This is a genomic window from Pseudomonas sp. CM27 (genome assembly GCF_013179515.1).
Classification (GTDB): domain Bacteria; phylum Pseudomonadota; class Gammaproteobacteria; order Pseudomonadales; family Pseudomonadaceae; genus Aquipseudomonas.
Genome location: NZ_JABMCN010000493.1, coordinates 1 through 676, shown reverse-complemented (window position 1 = coordinate 676; position 676 = coordinate 1). Strand labels below are relative to the sequence as shown.

Here is a 676-nt window from a genome sequence, read left to right as displayed (position 1 = left end):
GCACCGTCGATGGCAGCTACAACAACCTGGTCGCCGGGCAGAGCGAGTTCGGCGCAGCCGACAACGCGTTCCTGCGCCTGCTCGACGCCTCGTACCGTGCCAGCTATGCAGGCACCGGCACGGTCGTCGATGCGCAACCGCGCACCATCAGCAACCTGATCGTCGACCAGACAGCCAACAACCCGGCTGCGGTAGAGGCCAACGGTGGCGCCGCCCCGGTGATGAGCCCCGGCATCGACGGGGTGTTCGGCACGGCTGACGACAAACCGGTGTTCTTCATCCCCAACGTCTCGGCAGATGCCGGCCTTACCGCCGGCTTCAACGCCTGGATGACCTTCTTCGGCCAGTTCTTCGACCATGGCCTGGACCTGGTCACCAAGAGCAGCAGCGACATCGTGTTCATCCCGTTGCGCCCGGACGATCCGTTGTACAACGCCAACAGCCCGACCAACTTCATGGTGCTGTCGCGCGCCGTACGCACTGCCGGCGCCGATGGTGTGGTGGGTACCGCCGACGATGGCCAGCCCAACACCACCTCGCCGTTTGTCGACCAGAGCCAGACCTACAGCTCGCACCCCTCGCACCAGGTGTTCCTGCGTGAGTACATGCTCGACGCCACAGGCGACCCGGTAACCACCGGGCGGCTGATCACCAACCGCGACCTGGGCGCCGATGG

General features: G+C 65.7%; 1 protein-coding gene. It reads left to right on the top strand.

All coding sequences use genetic code 11. The features are described 5' to 3' along the window. On the top strand, positions 1–676 hold a 676-nt coding region (locus HP547_RS29165), incomplete at both ends, for a peroxidase family protein (RefSeq protein ID WP_172288981.1).